At 70.9% G+C, this 4375-nt stretch carries 2 protein-coding genes; one reads left to right on the top strand and one right to left on the bottom strand.

Annotation, left to right across the window (positions count from 1 at the left end; genetic code table 11):
* The coding region (locus tag RJ03_RS38970) for a hypothetical protein (protein ID WP_306304683.1) at positions 1 to 193 on the top strand (193 nt) is incomplete at its 5' end.
* A 284-nt stretch (positions 194 to 477) separates the two neighbouring features.
* Here RJ03_RS38970 and RJ03_RS20080 read toward each other — a convergent pair.
* Positions 478 to 4375, bottom strand: a 3898-nt coding sequence (locus RJ03_RS20080; protein WP_167331991.1) for an ABC transporter ATP-binding protein, incomplete at its 5' end; no start/stop codon positions are given.

Genomic DNA, 4375 nt, shown 5'->3' with positions numbered 1-4375 from the left:
GGCGGGTGCGGCAGGTGCGGGGGGCGCCGGCGCCGGAGCCGGGGCGGGCGCCGGGGTGGGGGCGGTCCTCGGCGCGGAGTTGGATGCGTTCGGGTTGGCCGGAGCCGGAGTGGCCGGCGCGCTGGGGGCGGCGGTCGGCGCGGACGCGACGGGACTGCTGTTACCTGTCTCACCCGGCGATTCCGGTGTGTAGTCGGCGAGGAACTCATGCCAGCTCTCATCGACCGACGACGGATCTTGCTTGTACTTCTGGTACATCTCGTCGACGAGCCACTGGTTCTGTCCGAACTGGGATGTTGAGCTGCTCACAGCAGGTGTTCGCCTCATTTCGTTCTTCGCGCTGCGACGTTTGTGACGTGCCCGGCACGGGTCGATCGGCACGATGTGCGCCGATGCGCCCTTTCTGAGGATAGGCCCAGCCGTGACAGCGTGCCCCAGCGCGGCCACGCGTAGGCGCACCGCCGCGCCACTGTCCGGTTAACGACCCCCGGACAGACCCAGCCTCATAGGTGACGACTCGTCCCGTGTCGAGAATATTCCTTCGTCGGAATCGGCTGCCTCCCAGAGTCGGTTATAGATTCCGCGCTCCGCCAGTAATTGCGCGTGCGCGCCGAATTCCACGATCCGCCCGTGCGCCACGACCGCGATCCGATCGGCGCGCGCGGCGGTCGCCAAACGATGCGCCACGATCACCGTGGTGCGCCCGCGTGCCAGCGATCTGCTCGCTACCAGCACCTTCTCCTCGTTCGCCGGATCCAGGACCGCGGTGGCCTCGTCGAGCAACAGCAGATCCGGATCGACCAGTTCCGCACGCGCCAGCGCGATCAGCTGGCGCTGCCCCGCCGAGAGCCCGCGCCCGCCCTCACCGATCGGCTGGGCCATACCCCGCGGCAGTGTCTCGATCATCTCGAGCGCGCCGACCGCCGCGGCGGCCCGGGCGATATCGGCCGATGTGGCACAAGGTTTCCCGAATGCAATGTTGCCGGCCACGTCGCCGGTGAACAGGTGAGCTTCCTGAGGGACCACCCCGAGCCGGGCACGAAACTGCGCGAGCCGGTAGTCCCGGATATCGATCTCATCGACGCGAATGGATCCGGAGTGGTCCGCCGCGGCGGCCTCGTCCGCGTTCGGATGCGAGCGAGGAAGGTCGTAGAGCCGCGCCAGCAGTTTGACCACCGTCGACTTGCCCGCCCCGGTCTCACCCACCAGCGCGAGGGTCGAACCGGCCGGAATGTGCAGGGAAACATCTTCCAGCGCAGGTGTTCTGGCGTCGGGGTAGCGGAAGGTGACGCCGTCGAAGCGGACCTCACCGCGCAGCCCGCCCGCGATCTCGACCGCGTCGGCCGGATCGGGAGCGATCGAGGACGGGGTGTGCAGCAGTGTTTCGATGCGCCGCAACCCGACCCGGGCCTGCTGATAGCCGTCGAAGACCTGGGAAAGCTGGGTGATCGGCCCGAACAGCAGGCTCAGGTAGAGCACGAAGGCGACCAGGGTGCCGGCGGTCGTGGTGCCGTGTGCCACCTCACGGGCACCCAGGTACACCACCGCCGCCTGCGCCAGATCCGCCCAGGCCAGCACGAACGCGAAATACAGCGCGATGGCGCGCTGGGCCCGCAACCGGGCCCGGCGGTACCGATCGGAGTAGTCGGTGAACCGGCGGGCGGCCTCGGCCTCGTGGCGGTAGGCCTGGGTCGCGCGCAGGCCCGCCACGTTCTCCTGGAAGTCGGCGTTGACCGTGGCCACCCGTTCCCGCGAGGCCGAATACGCCGACGCCGAGACACGGCGGAAGAACAGGGTCGCCACGAGCAGTGGCGGCAGCGCCACGAAGACCACCACGGCCAGGGCGGCGTCGATCACCAGGAGCGCGATCACGATGCCCGCGACCGTGACCAGGCTGATGAGGGCGGTGCCCAGCCCGGTCTGCAGGAAGGTCGACAGCGCGTCGATATCGGTCGTCATCCGCGTCATGATCCGGCCGGACAGTTCGCGTTCGTAATAGTCCAGGCCGAGTCGTTGCAGGTGGGCATAGCTGCGCACCCGCAGCCCGTACAGCACCCGTTCGCCGCCGCGTGCGGAGAGCCGGGTTCCCACTGCCTCGTCCACCCAGCTCAGGAGCACCAAACCCACCCCGGCGAGGGCCGCGACCGCCAGCACGGCGCCGCGATGCTGTCCGACGCCGTCGTCGAGCGCGAATCGGGTGAGCGCGGGGAAAGCCACCGAGATGCCCGCGTCCACGGCCAGCAGCGCGATCACGGCCGCCAGCAGCCAGCGCACCGGCCGCAGCAATCGCACCAGCCGGAATTTGGGGTCCGGCTGTTCCAGTTCGCGATCGTCGAGTTCCGGTTGTTCGGTCGCCGGGGACAGACTCGCGAGGGCGGCCCGCATCTCGGGCGGCGCATCCGGTTCGGGGTCCGAATCAGCCACGGCGACAACGTCTTCGGAATGCGGCATCGCGGCGGGATGCGCGGGCCGGTCCGGGCGCTGCGTACCGCTGGCGCCCGACGTAGGGGCAGGTGTGACCGAGGGCGGGCCGGAGAGACCCACGCCGTCGTGCGCAGGCAGCTCGACAGCGGGTGCGAAGATGGCGCCGTCGGCGTGGGCCGAGGCGTATTCGGTGCGGTCCGAGGCGGTCGACGCCCCAGGGCCGGGCTCGACCACGTCGCCGGGTTCGACCTCGACGTTGTCGCTCCGATCCGCCGTACGTCCGCCCGGTGCGGGCAGGCGGATGACGCGATCCGCGTGGGCCAGGGTCGATTCGCGGTGCGCGAGGATCAGCGTGGTGCGGCCGTGGGCGGGCAGCGCGTCGAAGATCGCGGCCTCGGTGACGGCGTCCACCGCGGAGGTGGCGTCGTCCAGGACGAGGATGCGCGGGTCGGCGAGCAGGGCGCGCGCCAGGGCCAGGCGTTGCCGCTGGCCGCCCGAGAGCGTGAGGCCGCGCTCGCCGACGACGGTGTCGTAGCCGTCCGGCAGCGCGCGGATGAATTCGTCGGCCGCGGCCATCCGCGCGGCCGTCCGGATCTCCTCGGGATCGGCATCCGGTTTACCGAGTGCGATATTGGCGGAGATGGTGTCGGAGAACAGGAACGGCTCGTCGAAGACGACGCCGATCGCGGCGCGTAGATCGGCGGCCCGCACCCGCGCGATATCGATCCCGGCGGTCTCCGGATCCTGGTCCGGTCCGGCCCCGAAGAGGCTGATCCGGCCCGCCTCGGGCGTATGGAAGCGCGGTAACAGCAGCGTCAGCGTCGATTTCCCGGAACCGGCAGGTCCGATCACCGCCACCGTCTCGCCGGGACGCACGGTGAGATCGAGATCGTGCAGGACCGGGCGGCCGGGCTCGAATCCGAAGGTGAGGCCCCGGATGTGCAGGCCGAGCGGACCCTCCGGCAGCGGTTGCGGATCGGGTGGGTCGATGCTCTCCGGCGCCTCGTCGACGACCTGATAGACGCGTTCGGCCGCGGCCCGGGTCAGCTGTGCCATGACCAGGACGTTCGACAGGATGCGGGTGCTCGACGCCATCATGGTCACGTAGGTCGCGAAGGCCAGGAAGGTGCCGACGCCGATCGCCCCGTGCAGCGCCAGCGTGCCGCCGAGCGCGATCACGATCACCAGCCCGGCCTGCGGAATCGCCGACACCGTCGGCGCGAACCGGGAGTCGATGCGGGCCGCGCGCATCCGGTGGGCGTAGAGCCGCCGCCCGTGCTCCTCCAGAATCCGCACCATTCGCGATTCCTGGCCGAAGCCCTTCACCACCCGGACGCCGGTGACGGTCTCCTCGACGTGCTGGGCCAGATCGGCCGCGCGCTGCTGCGCCGACCAGGTGGCGGCGTGCAGCCGCGGCCGCACCCGGTACACCACCAGCGCCAGCACCGGCACGGTCAGCAGCGACACCAGGGCCAGCGGTGGCGACAGCACCAGCATGGCCACCGCGGCGAAGACGAAGATCAACAGCGACGCCGCGGACAGCGGCGCCATCGCGAGCAGTCCCTGCACCAATTGCAGATCGCTGATCGATCGCGACACCACCTGGCCCGTGCGCAACCGGTCCTGCCGCGGCCCGTCGTAGCGGTGCAGTGCGGTGAGCAGGTCCACCCGCACCTCGTGTTGTACGTCCAGCGCCAGCCGTCCCGCGAGCCACCGCCGTCCGTAGGTCGCGGCGAATCGGGCCACCGCCAGCGCGACCAGTATCCCGGCGATCGGCGCGAGCGCCCCGACCTCGCCGAGCCGGGCGCGGTCCAACGCCGCCTTGGCCGCCAGCGGTGCCGCGGCCTCCGCGCCGGCCCCCGCGACCACGGCCACGATGACGCCCGTCAGTACCCGCGGATGGCCCAGGCATGCGGTCCAGAGCCGCCGCAGCCAGCCGCCGCGGGCCGCC

The sequence above is a fragment of the Nocardia aobensis NBRC 100429 genome (assembly GCF_000308375.1).
Taxonomy (GTDB): domain Bacteria; phylum Actinomycetota; class Actinomycetes; order Mycobacteriales; family Mycobacteriaceae; genus Nocardia; species Nocardia aobensis.
Note: the sequence above shows the minus strand (reverse complement) of the source record. Positions and strands in the feature narration are given on the sequence as shown.